Source organism: Enterococcus sp. AZ088 (assembly GCF_051714845.1).
GTDB classification, from domain to species: Bacteria; Bacillota; Bacilli; order Lactobacillales; family Enterococcaceae; genus Enterococcus; species Enterococcus faecalis.
The window spans coordinates 2,209,400-2,225,217 of sequence record NZ_JBIOSQ010000001.1 but is presented as its reverse complement, the minus strand read 5'-3'; the positions used below and the strand labels follow the sequence as shown (position 1 = coordinate 2,225,217).

Below are 15,818 nucleotides of genomic sequence, written 5' to 3'. Positions count from 1 at the left end.
CTTTAAATCCTAAGATAAAGGTCGTAAATTTTACTCGTCTTCTAAATTTTCCAATTCTACAACTTTAAAGTTTTTCCGCTCTAAATGTTCTACAATGGCTGTACACGTTTCGGCAGTTGTGCCGGCTGGTAAAGTAATAAGTGTGCGACGAACAAACTCTTCACTATCGACATCCAATGTAATACAGCTGGCGATGCTGCTATATTTGGCAATGATTTTTGAAATGGCTGCTAAGTCGCCTTGTTGACCAACTGAAGCAATTGTTAAAACGTAGCTCCCTTGTTTTACATTCCAAGATTGCGCTAAAATATTTAATAAGGTGCTGTGTGTTAAAATGCCGTAAAAATAATTATTTTCATCTAAAACAGCAATGTAAGGTAGTTCTTTAATAGTAAAAAATACCTTGAAAAATGAAGTGTTGACATAAATAAATTTTGTGGCATTTTTTAACAAATAGGTAACAGGTAAACTCATATCACCACCGTTTGCTTTATGGCGGTAAATATGCATTTTATAGATATTTCCTCGGAAAATTTTTCCAGATTCGTCTAAAATTGGGACACAACGGTAACCTGAGTCTTCTAAAATAGAAAGAGCTTCTTCTAGAGTACAAGATTCATTGACGGTTGTTAAATTATCTTTTTTAATAACTACAGATTTTAATAACATAAACAGGCCTCCTAAGGGTTCATTTTTAATAAATTTATCATATCATAACTTAGCAGAAAACAATAGCTGAGACCTCAGAATAAAAGCAATTTTGTTAAAATAAATAGAAAATAAAGAAAAATCAGATATTTTATAAAAGAAATCAAGCACGTATTCGCGATAATGGTAAAAAATTACGTAAGAATCGGCACAGTGCTTCTTTAAAAAGTAAATTAAACTTTGACAACTTTTTCGAATAATGGTACTGTTAAGAAGTAAATTTGTGAATAGAGGAGGTCGAAGAACATGGCAACAAAGAAAGCAGCTCTTGCTTGTTCCGTTTGTGGCTCTCGCAACTATTCTAAATCCGTTAGTGAAGGTAAACGTGGCGAACGCTTAGAAATCAATAAATTCTGTAAATATTGTAATCAATACACGTTACATAAAGAAACGAAATAGATTTAGAGGAGGGTATCAACATGAAATTTTTCCGCAGCGTTGCTGATGAGATGAAGCAAGTAACTTGGCCAACAAAAAAACAATTGCGTAAAGATACATTAGTTGTAATTGAAACATCTATTTTATTTGCAGCATTGTTCTTTATCATGGATACTGTTATCCAAACGGCATTTGGCTGGATTTTAAAATAATTAATTCTAGTATTTCCCGACGAGGGGTGCTATAATAGTATTCGAGAAAAAGCTTCGGGAAACTGAGCTTTTTTTATTTGCTCGAAAAAAATAAACTAAAACATTTAAAGGAGCCGAATCAGTAATGGAAACTTTTGAAAGAAATTGGTACGTATTGCACACCTATTCAGGCTATGAAAATAAAGTAAAAGCAAACATTGAATCACGTGCACAAAGCATGGGGATGGGCGATTATATTTTTCGTGTCGTTGTACCAGAAGAAACAGAAAAAGAAGTCAAAAATGGTAAAGAAAAAGAAATCGTTCATAAAACTTTCCCTGGTTATGTGTTAGTGGAAATGATTATGACCGATGATTCTTGGTATATTGTTCGTAACACGCCAGGCGTAACTGGTTTTGTAGGCTCACATGGTGCTGGTAGTAAACCCGCTCCTTTATTACAAGAAGAAATTAACCACATTTTACGTTCAATTGGCATGAGCACCCGTCAATCAGACTTAGAAGTAGCGCTAGGCGATACAGTGAAAATTATCGAAGGTGCCTTTTCTGGTCTTGAAGGTGTTGTGACAGAAATCGATGAAGAAAAACAAAAATTAAAAGTAAACATCGATATGTTTGGTCGTGAAACAAGTACAGAATTAGACTTTGAACAAGTCGATAACATTGATTAATAAACAAGCTGACAAACTATTGTTCAGCTGATTGATACAGATTGTAGGGTCTGGAAAAGCAGTCAACTGACTTCTTTTCCAAGCCCTTTTTTAGTTCATCGCAGAAAGGAATGAAAAAAATGAAACAGGCCAAAAAATATCGTTATTTTTCTTTGCTAATGGGTCTTGTTCTATTATTAAGTGCTTGCCAAATTGGGGCAACCACGAAGAATGACAACCAAGCCCCCACAAAAGAAGCAACCGTTGAGTTAAACCGCACAACAACACCAACGCTCTTTTTTCATGGTTACGCGGGAACTAAAAATTCGTTTGGCTCGTTACTTCATCGCTTGGAGAAACAAGGTGCCACAACTCAAGAATTAGTGCTACTCGTTAAACCTGATGGGACCGTGGTTAAAGAGCGAGGAGATTTAAGTGGCAAAGCGACGAATCCCAGTGTTCAAGTTCTATTTGAAGATAATAAAAACAATGAATGGAATCAAACAGAATGGATAAAAAATACATTACTCTATTTACAAAAAAATTATCAAGTGAACAAAGCCAATATTGTCGGACACTCTATGGGTGGTGTTAGTGGTTTACGTTATTTAGGAACCTATGGGCAAGACGCATCGTTACCTAAAATCGAAAAATTCGTCAGCATTGGAGCACCTTTCAATGATTTTATTGATACGAGTCAACACCAAACCATCGAAACGGAACTAGAAAACGGCCCCACAGAAAAAAGTAGCCGCTATTTGGATTATCAAGAGATGATTAATGTTGTTCCAGAAAAACTGCCCATTTTATTAATTGGTGGTCAATTAAGTGCAACAGATTTAAGTGATGGAACGGTGCCGTTATCTAGTGCCTTAGCAGTCAACGCCTTGCTAAGACAGCGAGGAACTCAAGTCACTAGCCAGATTATTAAAGGAGAAAATGCACAACATAGTCAATTACATGAAAATCCTGAAGTAGATCAATTGCTAATCGAATTTCTATGGCCGAGTAAAAAATAGCAAAAAGGCACATGTTCCATAAAAAATGGAACATGTGCCTTTTTCTATACTTTGGCTAGCGAAATAGCTTTTTTCAGCTATAATAAATAAAATTATTTATTTTTAGGAGATATTGGAATGGAATCCTCATGATTTAAATAAGCACAAATCAAGGCTTCAAAGGTGATTAATGTTTGGCCAAAAAACATTTGTGGCTGAGCGACACTTGTTGAAAACGGGCTGTAAGAGTCAGTTGAAAAAACGAGATCTGCCAGTCGACCAAGAGTTGAATTTTTGGCGCCAACAAAAGAAATGATAGGATGTTTTTTCTCTTTCGCAAGCAGAGCTGTTTCTTTTAAGTATTTTTCTTCACCAGAATGTGAAAGGATGATAAAAAGAAAATTCTGATTATTTTGACTATTTATCGAATGAGTATGGGCTGTTGTGATACTGGGGATGCCATGAAAATTGAAAACTTCACTAATGTAAGCCGCCAAATGTCGTGAAAAGTCATGACCTAAAATAACAAATAAATGACTTTTGTGTTTGGCAAGCAGTTGACAAAACTCGTTGGTTGTTTCAAATGAAGGCGCTGTTTCAAAAGGGATTGGCTGAGAAAAATGGGCTTCTTTTAATTTGTAAATAAGTTCATTATAACCTGATAAATTTAATTTTTTGGCTAAACGAATGATGGAACTAGGCGAAGAAAAGCAGTGTTTGGCAACTTCTCGAATACTCAAATCGGCCGCGTTCGTACTTTGTTGATCCAAATAATACAAAATCTGACTTTCTGTTTTTGTTAAATGATACGTTTCTTTTAAGTAATCTAAGTTCATGAGCAAACCTCCTTTATCAGATTATAAATAATTTTGTGGGAAAAAGGTATCAAAAAATAAAAAAATGAGGTGTTTTTATGAAAAGGGCAACAAAGCAAAGGCTGTCTTTGACAGCAATCATGGTTTTACTTCTCTCGGGCTGTGGAAGTGTTGGGAAAGAAACCAAAAAGCAAGAACAACAGGTATTACGGGTCGGGATTGATTCGGAATTATCAACGGCAGACGTGTCGTTGGCAATGGATAATACAGCAGCAGATGTAATGAGCCAAGTAGGGGAGGGACTTTTCTCCTTTGACGAAAAAGGAGAAGCGAAACCAGCATTGGCAACTGAAAAAGTACAGCCCTCCAATGATGGTTTAAGCTATACTTTTACGATTCGAAAAGATGCAAAATGGAGTAACGGCGAGCCAATCACAGCCAATGATTTTGAATACTCTTGGAAGCGCACAGTGGACCCAAAAACAGCTTCCCCGCAAGCGTATTACTTTGAAGGGCTAAAAAATTATCGTGCTATTGTTGACGGTGGCAAATCTAAAGAAGAGTTAGGAGTAACAGCCATTGATGACCATACCTTGGAAGTAGAGCTAAGCTATCCTATGAGTTATTTTCAACAATTATTGGCGGTACCAGCTTTTTATCCTTTAAATGAAGCATTTGTCGAAAAAACGGGCAAAAACTATGGTACATCAGCTGAGTCAACACTTTACAATGGCGCCTTCACATTAGAAGGTTGGGATGGCACGAATAATACTTGGTCCTATGTGAAGAATAAAAATTATTGGGATCAAGCGAATGTTTCGCTAGATAAGGTGGATGTCCAAGTAGTTAAAGAAGTCAATACTGGGAAAAATCTTTTCGAAGGGAAAGAATTAGATGTTGTAAAAATTTCTGGAGAAATTGTTGCACAAGAACAAGGCAATGCAGCTTTGAAAATTCGTGAAATTCCTGGAACGTATTATATCCAATTAAATACGCAAAAAGATCTTTTGGCAAATAAGAATGCACGTCGAGCAATAGCATTATCATTGAATTCTGAGCGTTTAGCTAAAAATGTTTTAAATGATGGCTCAAAAAAAGCACTTGGCTTCGTGCCAACAGGTTTCACTAATCAAGAAACGCAAAAAGATTTTGCAGAGGAATTAGGAGATTTAAATCCTAGTGAACCAGAAAAAGCGAAAGAGTTATGGCAAACGGCTAAAAAAGAATTAGGAATTGAAAAAGCGGAGCTAACGATTTTAAGTTCGGATACAGAAAATGCTAAAAAAATCAGTGAGTATGTTCAAGGAGCTTTAGCAGATAATTTAGAAAATTTAACAGTCAATGTTTCACCAGTTCCTTTTAATAATCGTTTAGAAAAAAGTCGCAGCGGAGATTTCGACATTGTGGTTGGTGGCTGGACGCCAGTATATGCTGATCCAATCGATTTCTTAAACTTACTGCAATCAAAAAATTCCAATAATTTTGGTAAATGGTCTAATAAGACCTTTGATCAGTTGCTTCAAGAAGCAAACGTAACTTATGCAAACAAATATGAAGAACGTTGGAAAACATTACAAAAAGCGGATCAATTGGTTGCGGAAGAAGCACCCCTAGTTCCTCTTTATCAATTAACAGAAGCACGCTTAGTGGACGATTCTGTCCAAAATTTAGTCTATGGTCCATTAGGTTCAGGCTATTACAAATCAGTCTCTATCAGTGATAAGTAAAGGTTGGGAAAAAATGAAAAAAAGTCAAGCTGTTCAATTAATTCAGGAACTTTCAAATGCTAATGGTGTTTCAGGCTTTGAAACAGAAGTCGTTAGAATCCTTCAACATGCAACTGCGGATTTTACTATTCAACGGCTAGATGCCATTAAAAATTTATATCTTGAGAAGAAAAATAATCTAAGTGAAGGTCCAGTTGTGCTTTTTGATGCCCATAGTGACGAAGTGGGTTTTATGATTCAAGCAATTAAAGAAAACGGCTTGTTGCGTTTTCTTCCGTTAGGTGGCTGGGTCCCTAATACGATTTCTGCACAAAAAGTTCGGATTCGTAACCGGGAAGGCACCTATCTGCCAGGCGTAGTTACTAGTCGGCCCCCTCATTTTATGACACCAGAGGAACGTCAGCGGCCATTAACCATTGCTGATTTGACGATCGACATTGGTGCTACCTCAAAAGAAGAAGTAATTGAAACGTACAAAATCGATCTTGGTGCACCGGTCATTCCAGATGTGACGTGTTGTTACAACGAACAGACAGATCTTTTTTTAGGAAAAGCTTTTGATTGTCGCATTGGCTGTGCTTGCTTAGTGGACGTCATGGAGGAGTTGAAAGAAGAGACACTTCCATTCAAGTTAGTTGCGACAGTAACTGCACAAGAAGAAGTTGGCGAAAGAGGAGCACTTATTGCCGCAAAGCAAGTCAATCCTGATTTAGCTATTGTTTTCGAAGGCTGCCCGGCTGATGATACGGCAGAAGCGCCAGAGATGATTCAATCAGCAATGGGAAAAGGACCGATGTTACGCTATTTTGATGTTTCTATGATTACGAATCCGGAATTTCAAGAGTATGCACTAGAGATTGCTAAAATACACAAAATTCCTGTTCAAGTTTCTGTTCGAAGTGGTGGTGGAACCAATGGCATGGCGATTACACAAGTTCAAGGAGCCCCGACGATTGTTGTAGGAATTCCTGTCCGTTACGCTCACACACCCCATTGCTATGTGGACTTTCAAGATTACCAAGCGGCGAAAGAATTAGTCATTCAATTAATCAAAAATTTAGACGCCGACAAAATTCAAGCACTGGTTCAGCCATTGTCAAAGGAGTGGAACAAATGAAGATTTATGTGTCATGCGATATTGAAGGATTAGCAGGTATTGCGACATTTGATATGGAAAAAGAAGACACCGTTTTATTCCGAGAATTATATCACCAACATGTGGCTTGGTTGATTGAAGGGATTCAAAAGAGTGCCAAAAATGAACAAATTACAGAAATTACTATTGCCGATTCGCATAGCCGTGGATTGAATTTAGCTTATGCGCGCTTGGCAGAAATGGATGAACGAATTTCCTTAGTGAGCGGCTTTCCTCGCATGGATTATATGATGAGTGGCTTGGATAGTAGCTATGATGTAGTCTTTTTCTTAGGTTATCATGCCGGTATTGGCAAACAAAAAGGGAATATGGATCATGGGTATAGCGCTAGTGTTGCTTATGATTTAAAAATAAACGACTTAGCGATGAATGAAACGACAATTAATGCAGCTTACGCTAGCGAATTAGGTGTCCCTGTTGGTTTAATTATCGGTGAATCAGGCTTAGAGGAACAACTTTTTCAAGAAAAAATGATGTCCAAAGTTCCCTTTGTTTCCACCAAAGAATCTCTGGGACGTTATGCAATCAAAAATAGACCCATGCAACAAGTTCGGGAAGCTATCGTAGCAACTACAAGTCAGGTGTTAACTTCCTTTGCGTTGTCTGAATTACCCCGATATGCCTTGCAAACACCTGCAACTGTAAAATTGCAATGTGTGACGACAGCACAAGCAGATCGTATTGAAATGTTACCAATGATTAAACGCATTGATGGTAGAACCGTTTCATTTGTAGGTGAAACGATGAAAGATGTCATGAATGGAATTGTCGCTGTGGTTGGTTTAGGCGGAACAAGTGATTAAAGAAGAAGCTTACGGAAAAAACGAATGGACGTTTTTTTCTGTAAGCTTCTTGCTATAGTTATTTCTATTTTTGTTTCTCTAGAATTTCTTTGCTTAAACGTTGTGCAGTTGGTGTCACCGCAAGACCGCCTTCAGCGGTTTCCTTGAAAATTTGTGGCATTTGGCGACCCACTTGGTACATTGCGTGGATGACTTCATCTGGTGGAATGACACTTCGAATCCCCGCTAAAGCCATGTCAGCTGAGATGAAGGCTTGAGAAGAACCTAATGCATTTCGCTTCACGCAAGGGACTTCAACAAGTCCCGCAACAGGATCACAAATGAGGCCCATCATATTTTTTATCGTAATGGCCACAGCTTGAGCAGATTGATCAGGCGTACCGCCAGAAGCCGCAACTAAAGCGGCACTTGCCATTGCACTAGCAGAACCGACTTCAGCTTGACAACCACCTTCGGCACCACTGATTGAGGCATTATTGGCAATCACTAAGCCAAAAGCCCCAGCTGTAAATAGAAAATCCAATTGTTGCTGATGCGTTAACTTTAAGCGATCAATAACTGCCAACAAGACGCCAGAAACTACTCCGGCACTGCCTGCGGTTGGTGTAGCACAAATCAAGCCCATTTTTGCATTAACCTCATTAACAGCAATCGCATTTCGCACGGCTTGTAAAATGGTCTCACCGCTTAAAAAGTTGCCTGAATGTATGTAATCATTTAAGCGGGTTGCATCGCCACCAGTTAGCCCTGTTACTGAGGTAACACCAGCGATTCCTTCAGCGACGGATTGTTTCATAACGGCTAGATTTTTTTCCATTGTTTCAATAATTCGTTCACGAGAATACCCGCCATGAGCCATTTCTGTTGCAATCATTAATTCGCTCACAGAAGGGTAATCTTTCGCTTGAGCTACCAAATCTTCAATTGAATAAAACATCGTATTACTCCTTTACGTTCATTTAGTCAAAATAGTTAACGCTATATATATGAGGGATTTCAGCTAATTGCATGACAATGTCACCGACTTCGGCTTGATCAACTTCAATAATCATAATCGCTTTTTCCCCTTTAGATTCTCGGGTAACGGTCATTGTACTAATATTGATATCGCTAGCTGAAAGGATGTTGGTCACCTTAGCAATCATGCCAGGAACATCTTGATGAACAACGATAAATGTTGGCGTGCCCATACTTAAAGACAATTTGAAGCCATTTAATTCAGAAATTTGAATGTTTCCACCACCAATTGAAATTCCTGTCACAGATAGTTTTCGGTCGCCAGAAGAAACCACAATTTTAACGGAATTAGGGTGGTCTGCTTTTTCACTTTTAGGAATAAAACAAACTTCCATTCCTTGTTCATAAGCAATTTCCAAAGAATTGGCTAGTTGCTCATCATCTGGTTCCATACCTAAAAGGCCGCCAACTAAGGCGATATCTGTTCCGTGACCACGATAAGTTTTAGCAAAAGACTCATATAAATAAATGTCAACGCTATCAGGTTGCTGTCCAAAAATACTGCGAACCACTTTTCCAATTCTTGCCGCTCCAGCTGTATGAGAACTGCTTGGACCAATCATAACGGGTCCGATAATATCAAAAACACTATTAAAGCGTAACTCTTCCATTTCAGCACCTTCTTCATTAGAATATGTTTTCATTGGAAGTCTAACACAAAAAATGGCGGGGAACTAGGCAATCGCTTGTGTTTTAGCGAATAATTTAAATTTTTATCAGAATGAAAGCAAGGGGCCTTCGTTGACAAATCAGTGAAGAGATGCTAAATTCTAGATAATAAAAGACGAAAAGAGGGATTCGTGCGTTGAAAATTTAAGTTAATTTTTTAGAGAAACTGTATAACTTTGCCTGAATATAACGGGTGGAGTGTGCGGATTTTCGGAAATTAGCTTAAAGAATTCAGCCACGGGTCTTTTTGTATACCTTGGATTGATGCCGCTGATTTCCGTAAAGCTGCATCAATTTTGCTTTATGGAGGTATATTTATGTCGAAAATTGAACTAAAACAACTATCTTTTGCCTATGATAATCAAGAAGCGTTGCTTTTTGATCAGGCAAATATCACGATGGATACCAATTGGAAATTAGGATTGATTGGACGCAATGGCCGTGGGAAAACAACCTTATTAAGATTGTTACAAAAGCAGTTGGATTACCAAGGAGAGATTCTTCATCAAGTCGATTTCGTCTATTTTCCACAAACAGTTGCGGAAGAACAACAGCTGACTTATTATGTCTTACAAGATGTGACTTCTTTTGAACAGTGGGAATTAGAACGAGAATTAACGCTTTTAAACGTTGATCCTGAAGTTTTATGGCGGCCCTTTTCTTCTTTATCAGGCGGCGAAAAGACGAAAGTTTTATTAGGTCTTCTTTTTATTGAAGAAAATGCCTTTCCTTTAATTGATGAGCCAACAAATCATTTAGATCTAGCTGGCAGACAACAAGTGGCTGAATATTTGAAGAAAAAGAAACACGGGTTTATTTTAGTCAGCCACGATCGGGCATTTGTTGATGAAGTGGTTGATCATATTTTGGCGATTGAAAAAAGTCAATTGACACTGTACCAAGGGAATTTTTCTATTTATGAAGAACAAAAAAAATTAAGAGATGCTTTTGAACTAGCAGAAAATGAAAAAATCAAAAAAGAAGTCAATCGCTTGAAAGAAACCGCTCGTAAAAAAGCGGAATGGTCGCTGAACCGTGAAGGTGATAAGTACGGCAACGCTAAGGAAAAAGGGAGCGGGGCGATTTTTGATACAGGAGCCATTGGTGCCCGGGCAGCCCGCGTAATGAAGCGTTCGAAACACATTCAACAACGCGCCGAAACACAATTAGCAGAAAAAGAAAAACTATTAAAAGATCTTGAGTATATTGATCCTTTGTCAATGGATTATCAGCCAACGCATCACAAAACATTATTGTCGGTGGAAGAGCTTCGTCTAGGCTACGAGAAAAATTGGCTATTTGCGCCAATTTCTTTTTCAATAAACGCGGGAGAAATTGTCGGAATAACAGGAAAAAATGGCTCAGGAAAATCGAGCTTAATTCAGTATTTATTGGATAATTTTTCCGGGGATTCAGAAGGCGAAGCCACTTTGGCTCACCAATTAACCATTTCTTATGTGCGCCAAGATTATGAAGACAATCAAGGAACTTTATCCGAATTTGCAGAGAAAAATCAGTTAGATTACACCCAATTTTTAAATAACTTACGAAAACTTGGGATGGAGCGTGCCGTTTTCACTAACCGAATTGAACAAATGAGTATGGGGCAACGGAAAAAAGTCGAAGTAGCCAAATCATTGTCTCAATCAGCTGAACTTTATATTTGGGATGAACCCCTTAATTACTTGGATGTGTTTAATCATCAACAATTAGAAGCGCTAATCTTATCTGTGAAGCCTGCAATGCTAGTGATTGAGCATGATGCGCATTTCATGAAGAAAATAACGGATAAAAAAATTGCCTTGAAATCATAAAAACATCTTGAAAAAGTAAAGGGAATCCTGTATAGTAATAGGGTATGTTTTAAATGTACGTTGAGTGGGAGGGGAAATCTCAACCCCATTAACCACGCACGAGAACTTAAGGAGGTATTTTCGTGGCTAAAAAAGTAGAAAAAATCGTTAAATTACAAATTCCTGCGGGGAAAGCAACACCAGCTCCACCAGTAGGTCCAGCGTTAGGTCAAGCAGGTATCAACATCATGGGATTCACTAAAGAATTCAATGCTCGTACAGCTGACCAAGCAGGCTTGATTATTCCAGTAGTAATCTCTGTATATGAAGATCGTTCATTTACATTCATTACTAAAACACCACCTGCTGCAGTCTTATTGAAAAAAGCTGCAAAAATCGAAAAAGGTTCAGGTGAACCAAACAAAACTAAAGTTGCAACAGTTTCAAGCGATCAAGTGAAAGAAATCGCTGAACTTAAAATGGCAGACCTAAACGCCGCTGACGTTGAAGCAGCAATGCGCATGGTTGCAGGAACTGCACGAAGCATGGGTATCATCGTAGAATAATTTTTATTCCACACTTACTCAAAGAAGTAGCTTCTCAGTTCGTTTCATATTTAAAGATATGAAAGACGTGGGAGGTACAACCGTTATAACCACAATCAAGGAGGAAACAAAATGGCTAAAAAGAGCAAAAAAATGCAAGAAGCATTGAAAAAAGTTGATGCTACAAAAGCTTACTCAGTTGAAGAAGCAGTAGCTTTAGCAAAAGATACAAACATCGCGAAATTTGACGCAACAGTTGAAGTTGCTTACAAATTGAACGTTGACCCTAAAAAAGCAGACCAACAAATCCGTGGAGCAGTTGTGCTTCCAAACGGAACTGGTAAAACACAAACTGTTTTAGTATTCGCTAAAGGCGAAAAAGCTAAAGAAGCTGAAGCTGCTGGTGCAGATTTCGTAGGCGACGACGACATGGTTGCAAAAATCCAAGGTGGATGGTTCGACTTTGACGTAGTTGTTGCGACTCCTGACATGATGGCTACAGTTGGTAAATTAGGCCGTGTCTTAGGACCAAAAGGTTTAATGCCAAACCCTAAAACTGGTACTGTAACAATGGACGTTACAAAAGCTGTTGAAGAAGTTAAAGCTGGTAAAGTAACTTACCGCGTTGACAAAGCTGGTAACATCCATGTACCAATCGGTAAAGTTTCATTTGATAACGAAAAATTGGTTGAAAACTTCAACACAATTAACGACGTATTATTGAAAGCTAAACCATCAACTGCTAAAGGTCAATACATCAAAAACATTTCAGTAACAACAACATTTGGACCTGGAATCCACGTTGACCAAGCTTCTTTCTAATTTGAAAGAAAATAATTAAAAAATTCTTGACTCACTCACTTACCCTATGGTAAAGTGAGTGAGGTTAATAATTAACTGTACCGAAGACAGTAGGTGACGCAAGTCTTAATTTCCTACCGAGGACAATTGTTGAGTTATATACAATTCGGTCCCTCTATGTCTACGGTGGCATGGAGTTTTGTTGTTTTACACGACTTTTTGAAAAAAGCCGATGTAAAACAATACTTGGCGAACGAAGTGAGCGAAGTTTCATTTGATTCTTCTACTTTACATATCGTAAACCAAGTCCAACTCCACCATCAAAATCAGGAGGTGAAATAAATGAGTGAAGCAGCAATCGCTAAAAAAGAAACCCTAGTTCAAGCAGCCGCTGAGAAATTTGAATCAGCAGCATCAGTTGTAATCGTGGACTACCGTGGTTTAACAGTTGAAGAAGTCACTAACTTACGTAAACAATTACGTGAAGCAGGCGTAGAAATGAAAGTCATCAAAAACTCAATCCTTTCTCGTGCAGCTAAAAAAGTTGGTTTAGACGGCTTAGACGAAGTCTTTACAGGCCCAACTGCTGTCGCATTCAGCAACGACGATGTAGTAGCACCAGCTAAAATCATCGACGAATTTGCTAAAGATGCAAAAGCATTAGAAATCAAAGGTGGCGTCATCGAAGGAAAAGTTTCTTCAGTGGAACAAATTACTGCGTTGGCAAAACTACCAAACCGCGAAGGTTTACTATCTATGCTATTATCTGTATTACAAGCGCCAGTCCGCAACGTGGCTTACGCTGTCAAAGCAGTGGCAGAGAAAAACGAAGAAGTTGCTTAATTGCAGTCTAATTCAAACAAATAAAAAACAAACAATTTTAATTTAAATGGAGGAAATTCAAAATGGCATTAAACATTGAAAACATCGTTGCTGAGTTAGAAACAGCAACTATCTTAGAACTAAGCGAATTAGTTAAAGCTATCGAAGAAAAATTTGACGTATCAGCAGCAGCTCCTGTAGCAGTAGCTGGACCAGCAGCAGGTGGAGCAGCAGAAGAACAAACTGAATTCACTGTTGAATTAACAGCAGCTGGCGATCAAAAAGTTAAAGTTATCAAAGCAGTTCGTGAAGCAACTGGCTTAGGCTTGAAAGAAGCTAAAGCTGTAGTTGATGGCGCTCCTGCACCAGTTAAAGAAGCTGTTTCTAAAGAAGAAGCAGAAGCTTTAAAAGCTGCTTTAGAAGAAGTTGGCGCTTCAGTAACAGTAAAATAATTCATTCAACTTTTGAATGTTCGAGAACCCTTGTGTGGCAAGGGTTCTTTTTTATTAAGTTTTTAAATGGTGGTAAAGTTAGTGAATTGATTGTCAAAATAATCTTTTCGTTTAATAAAGATAAGCATTCCTAGCTAAAGAGAAAATCCAGAGGATCTTAACCTCTGGATTTGATAATTTCTATAAGTTCTCGTTACCAATATTATTTGATAAAAAGCAAATTATTTAAATAATGATTGAATAGTAGGTCTATTTCTTTTTATTTTTTATAATGAATATACTAACTAAAGATAGTAAGATGATTCCAATGATGGTAAATAAAACTGATTTTTTTTCGCCAGTACTGGGAAATATCCCCTTTTTGTGCTCAGTTGAACTTGATGTAGTAGCTTTCTTCGAACTGCTTGTAGTTGTTTGTAATGTAGATTCTGTATTAGTAGTATCCGAAGAAACACTTTCAGCACTTTGATTAATTGACGTATAATCGTTTGCTTTTATTTTATCTGCCATTGATGCTAAACCATAATCGCCACGAACATCAGATGGATAATTTTGGTTAGCGTAGTCTACCTTGACTTGATTAATTAAATCGATGAGTGTTTGATCGCTTAAATTATTTACAACATCACTATTTAAATCATATACATAAATTAACGAAAGTCGAATTTGAGGTAAATAATTTTTTAAGTCATCAATCGTTAATGTTGAGTAATCTGTAGAGTAGGAGTCCTCAGGGATAGGTTTCTCACCATATAATTTAGTAATCATTCTCGCTGTTCCACTGATGTCTTGGTTTACAAAATGAAACGAAACTTTTTTTGCGTAGTCCAGTTCGTCATCAGATAAACGATTTATCAAGGTTTCTGTTAAACCATACATACCTACGTAATTAAGAAGTGTTTGACGAAGCGATGGAAGTTCCTCGCTTTCAGCTGTAAGTGCTGTTGAATCAGTTGAAGCATTAATTGTTGTTGCTGAAGTTTCTTGAGTTAAAGAAGTAACTGTTGACTTTTCCACAGAAGCTTCATTAGCCGAATCTTCTGCCCATACATTAGAAACTGATAGTGTGGTAATCGAAACAAAACAAAAGAGTCCTAAAAACATTTTTTTCATTTTAATCATTCCTTTCGTTACCTATTGTAACATTTTTGAAATATTTTTGTAACAATTAAATATTAAGAAAAGCTTAAGAATATATACTAGGTGATAAAAAATATAAATTTTAAACTGTTAATCTATCAAAAAAACGATCCATAGAGAGCACTACATTAGTGTCAAAATATTTCAAAGGTGTTGGTTATAGAAGTACTGTATTCGCTTAATGGTAGTTTCGAGTAAATTAGTCATTATATAAAAGATTGACAAGTATGCTGCATAACGAAAACTTGTCAATCTTTTAAAAGGATAAAAATACAGATTTAAGAATAATGACAATTTATTTTAAGTCAAAAACTGTTGACGATATTGTCGAGGTGTCATCTCTTTTTTCTGGAAGAAAAATTTTGAAAAATAAGAAGGTGAAGAAAAACCTGCTTCAAAACTGATTTCCGTGATGGTTAAGGAACTTTTTCTTAACAGAGAACAGGCTTTTTGCAATTTTAAGTTTTGTACATAAATACTAGGATTTGTTTGTTCATAACGCTGAAACAGCTTAAATAAATAGCTACGATCAATGTTATACTCGGAAGCTAATTGACTAATTGAAAGATTGTTTGAAAAATTTTCGTGAATAGCCATTTTAATTTGGTTAAATAATTGTTGGCTTTGGTTTTCGTGCTGTGTAACGGAATGATGCTCTAGATAATTCAACAATTGAAAGCTTTCACTTAAACTGCCAAAATGATTATGTTTCTTCGCTTCTTGGTAAATATTTTTAAATAAACTTTCTAATTTCTTATCAACAGTTCCTTTTAAAATACAATTTTCGGTAGTCAGGCCTATTTTTTCTAAATACTGAGACGAAAGATCTCCAACAAAACCGACCCAATGATAGGTCCAAGGATTTTGCCGATTAGGATAATAAATATTGCGACAATTGGCTGGAATCATAAACAAATCGCCAGCGGTAATGTGTTGTTTTTCCATAAAGGGTGTTGAAAAATAGCCTTCACCATCGCTACAATAATGCAAAACCCAATAATTAATGGGGGCAAACTCAGTTGGTTTTGTCGGACGGCATTTTTCATAGCCAGCTTCATAAAGATGAAATTCTTGGCTAATAGGTTGATCATTAATCAGGATGCTGACATTATTTGTAAAAACATTTTGCATGC

Annotated in this window: 19 protein-coding genes and 1 other annotated feature; of the genes, 13 read left to right on the top strand and 6 right to left on the bottom strand. The window is 37.2% G+C overall.

Going from position 1 to position 15,818, the window contains the following annotated elements:
* Positions 1-30: 30 nt before the first annotated feature.
* Positions 31-669 carry a cyclic di-AMP binding protein CbpA gene (cbpA, locus tag IGL17_RS10685; RefSeq protein ID WP_002365057.1) on the bottom strand — a complete coding sequence of 213 codons (639 nt, stop codon included), beginning with the start codon at positions 667-669 and terminating at the stop codon, positions 31-33.
* Positions 670-954: 285 nt separating this feature from the next.
* Here cbpA and rpmG point away from each other — a divergent pair, with 285 nt between their 5' ends.
* The 4 genes from rpmG to IGL17_RS10665 all read left to right on the top strand — a co-directional run bounded on the left by rpmG (position 955) and on the right by IGL17_RS10665 (position 2,966).
* Positions 955-1,107: a 50S ribosomal protein L33 gene (rpmG, locus tag IGL17_RS10680; RefSeq protein ID WP_002356408.1), complete on the top strand. Its 153-nt coding sequence runs from the start codon at positions 955-957 to the stop codon at positions 1,105-1,107.
* 20 nt (positions 1,108-1,127) lie between these two features.
* On the top strand, positions 1,128-1,298 hold the full coding sequence (secE, locus tag IGL17_RS10675) for a preprotein translocase subunit SecE (RefSeq protein WP_002356409.1): 171 nt from the start codon (positions 1,128-1,130) through the stop codon (positions 1,296-1,298).
* Positions 1,299-1,422: 124 nt separating this feature from the next.
* Entirely contained in the window at positions 1,423-1,968 is a 546-nt protein-coding gene (gene nusG / locus IGL17_RS10670) for a transcription termination/antitermination protein NusG (protein ID WP_002384070.1), read from the top strand.
* 110 nt (positions 1,969-2,078) lie between these two features.
* Positions 2,079-2,966, top strand: coding sequence for an alpha/beta hydrolase (locus tag IGL17_RS10665; RefSeq protein ID WP_016618092.1), 888 nt, complete (start codon positions 2,079-2,081; stop codon positions 2,964-2,966).
* A 92-nt stretch (positions 2,967-3,058) separates the two neighbouring features.
* On the opposite strand, the gene IGL17_RS10660 is transcribed toward IGL17_RS10665, so the two are convergent.
* The gene (locus IGL17_RS10660; protein ID WP_002356415.1) at positions 3,059-3,781 is read right to left on the bottom strand and encodes a MurR/RpiR family transcriptional regulator; all 723 of its coding nucleotides are present in this window, start codon (positions 3,779-3,781) and stop codon (positions 3,059-3,061) included.
* A 77-nt stretch (positions 3,782-3,858) separates the two neighbouring features.
* On the opposite strand from IGL17_RS10660, the gene IGL17_RS10655 reads away from it, so the two are divergent.
* The 3 genes from IGL17_RS10655 to IGL17_RS10645 are packed head-to-tail and all read left to right on the top strand — an operon-like array spanning position 3,859 to position 7,446.
* Complete coding sequence (locus IGL17_RS10655; RefSeq protein WP_002362312.1) at positions 3,859-5,487, top strand: peptide ABC transporter substrate-binding protein; 1,629 nt, start codon at positions 3,859-3,861, stop codon at positions 5,485-5,487.
* 13 nt (positions 5,488-5,500) lie between these two features.
* A complete protein-coding gene (locus IGL17_RS10650) occupies positions 5,501-6,604 on the top strand; it encodes a M42 family metallopeptidase (RefSeq protein ID WP_025193392.1) in 1,104 nt (367 codons plus the stop codon).
* A complete protein-coding gene (locus tag IGL17_RS10645; protein ID WP_016618094.1) occupies positions 6,601-7,446 on the top strand; it encodes a M55 family metallopeptidase in 846 nt (281 codons plus the stop codon). The genes IGL17_RS10650 and IGL17_RS10645 overlap by 4 nt, the downstream gene beginning before the upstream one ends.
* Before the next feature lie 64 nt (positions 7,447-7,510).
* Here IGL17_RS10645 and sdaAA read toward each other — a convergent pair whose 3' ends face one another.
* Together sdaAA and sdaAB are read right to left on the bottom strand one after the other, a co-directional pair.
* The gene (sdaAA, locus tag IGL17_RS10640; RefSeq protein ID WP_002362308.1) at positions 7,511-8,383 is read right to left on the bottom strand and encodes an L-serine ammonia-lyase, iron-sulfur-dependent, subunit alpha; all 873 of its coding nucleotides are present in this window, start codon (positions 8,381-8,383) and stop codon (positions 7,511-7,513) included.
* Positions 8,384-8,405: 22 nt separating this feature from the next.
* Complete coding sequence (gene sdaAB, locus IGL17_RS10635) at positions 8,406-9,074, bottom strand: L-serine ammonia-lyase, iron-sulfur-dependent subunit beta (protein ID WP_002414070.1); 669 nt, start codon at positions 9,072-9,074, stop codon at positions 8,406-8,408.
* A gap of 375 nt (positions 9,075-9,449) precedes the next feature.
* Between sdaAB and lsa(A) the strand changes: the two genes are divergently transcribed.
* From lsa(A) to rplL, 6 genes are all read left to right on the top strand, one after another.
* A complete protein-coding gene (gene lsa(A) / locus IGL17_RS10630; protein WP_016618095.1) occupies positions 9,450-10,946 on the top strand; it encodes an ABC-F type ribosomal protection protein Lsa(A) in 1,497 nt (498 codons plus the stop codon).
* Positions 10,947-11,068: 122 nt separating this feature from the next.
* Positions 11,069-11,491 carry a 50S ribosomal protein L11 gene (gene rplK / locus IGL17_RS10625; protein WP_002356424.1) on the top strand — a complete coding sequence of 141 codons (423 nt, stop codon included), beginning with the start codon at positions 11,069-11,071 and terminating at the stop codon, positions 11,489-11,491.
* A 111-nt stretch (positions 11,492-11,602) separates the two neighbouring features.
* Positions 11,603-12,292 carry a 50S ribosomal protein L1 gene (gene rplA / locus IGL17_RS10620; RefSeq protein WP_002356425.1) on the top strand — a complete coding sequence of 230 codons (690 nt, stop codon included), beginning with the start codon at positions 11,603-11,605 and terminating at the stop codon, positions 12,290-12,292.
* A gap of 62 nt (positions 12,293-12,354) precedes the next feature.
* Positions 12,355-12,484: a sequence feature (ribosomal protein L10 leader region), on the top strand.
* Positions 12,422-12,613: a hypothetical protein gene (locus IGL17_RS10615; protein ID WP_033594421.1), complete on the top strand. Its 192-nt coding sequence runs from the start codon at positions 12,422-12,424 to the stop codon at positions 12,611-12,613. Its footprint overlaps the feature before it by 63 nt.
* The gene (rplJ, locus tag IGL17_RS10610; protein ID WP_010821795.1) at positions 12,614-13,114 is read left to right on the top strand and encodes a 50S ribosomal protein L10; all 501 of its coding nucleotides are present in this window, start codon (positions 12,614-12,616) and stop codon (positions 13,112-13,114) included.
* A 62-nt stretch (positions 13,115-13,176) separates the two neighbouring features.
* Entirely contained in the window at positions 13,177-13,545 is a 369-nt protein-coding gene (gene rplL, locus IGL17_RS10605) for a 50S ribosomal protein L7/L12 (RefSeq protein ID WP_002356427.1), read from the top strand.
* A 249-nt stretch (positions 13,546-13,794) separates the two neighbouring features.
* On the opposite strand, the gene IGL17_RS10600 is transcribed toward rplL, so the two are convergent.
* Together IGL17_RS10600 and IGL17_RS10595 are read right to left on the bottom strand one after the other, a co-directional pair.
* A complete protein-coding gene (locus IGL17_RS10600) occupies positions 13,795-14,667 on the bottom strand; it encodes an LPXTG cell wall anchor domain-containing protein (protein WP_016618097.1) in 873 nt (290 codons plus the stop codon).
* 318 nt (positions 14,668-14,985) lie between these two features.
* Entirely contained in the window at positions 14,986-15,816 is an 831-nt protein-coding gene (locus tag IGL17_RS10595; RefSeq protein ID WP_002356429.1) for an AraC family transcriptional regulator, read from the bottom strand.
* Positions 15,817-15,818: the final 2 nt, after the last annotated feature.

Excerpts from the sequence above, each read along its gene's own strand:
- rplL (WP_002356427.1), top strand. The coding sequence starts at position 13,177 with ATGGCATTAAACATTGAAAACATCGTTGCTGAGTTAGAAACAGCAACT.
- IGL17_RS10645 (WP_016618094.1), top strand. The coding sequence starts at position 6,601 with ATGAAGATTTATGTGTCATGCGATATTGAAGGATTAGCAGGTATTGCG.
- rplA (WP_002356425.1), top strand. The coding sequence starts at position 11,603 with ATGGCTAAAAAGAGCAAAAAAATGCAAGAAGCATTGAAAAAAGTTGAT.
- IGL17_RS10650 (WP_025193392.1), top strand. The coding sequence starts at position 5,501 with ATGAAAAAAAGTCAAGCTGTTCAATTAATTCAGGAACTTTCAAATGCT.
- IGL17_RS10660 (WP_002356415.1), bottom strand. The coding sequence starts at position 3,781 with ATGAACTTAGATTACTTAAAAGAAACGTATCATTTAACAAAAACAGAA.
- IGL17_RS10665 (WP_016618092.1), top strand. The coding sequence starts at position 2,079 with ATGAAAAAAATGAAACAGGCCAAAAAATATCGTTATTTTTCTTTGCTA.
- sdaAB (WP_002414070.1), bottom strand. The coding sequence starts at position 9,074 with ATGGAAGAGTTACGCTTTAATAGTGTTTTTGATATTATCGGACCCGTT.
- nusG (WP_002384070.1), top strand. The coding sequence starts at position 1,423 with ATGGAAACTTTTGAAAGAAATTGGTACGTATTGCACACCTATTCAGGC.
- IGL17_RS10600 (WP_016618097.1), bottom strand. The coding sequence starts at position 14,667 with ATGATTAAAATGAAAAAAATGTTTTTAGGACTCTTTTGTTTTGTTTCG.
- rpmG (WP_002356408.1), top strand. The coding sequence starts at position 955 with ATGGCAACAAAGAAAGCAGCTCTTGCTTGTTCCGTTTGTGGCTCTCGC.
- IGL17_RS10595 (WP_002356429.1), bottom strand. The coding sequence starts at position 15,816 with ATGCAAAATGTTTTTACAAATAATGTCAGCATCCTGATTAATGATCAA.
- cbpA (WP_002365057.1), bottom strand. The coding sequence starts at position 669 with ATGTTATTAAAATCTGTAGTTATTAAAAAAGATAATTTAACAACCGTC.
- rplJ (WP_010821795.1), top strand. The coding sequence starts at position 12,614 with ATGAGTGAAGCAGCAATCGCTAAAAAAGAAACCCTAGTTCAAGCAGCC.
- secE (WP_002356409.1), top strand. The coding sequence starts at position 1,128 with ATGAAATTTTTCCGCAGCGTTGCTGATGAGATGAAGCAAGTAACTTGG.
- sdaAA (WP_002362308.1), bottom strand. The coding sequence starts at position 8,383 with ATGTTTTATTCAATTGAAGATTTGGTAGCTCAAGCGAAAGATTACCCT.
- IGL17_RS10655 (WP_002362312.1), top strand. The coding sequence starts at position 3,859 with ATGAAAAGGGCAACAAAGCAAAGGCTGTCTTTGACAGCAATCATGGTT.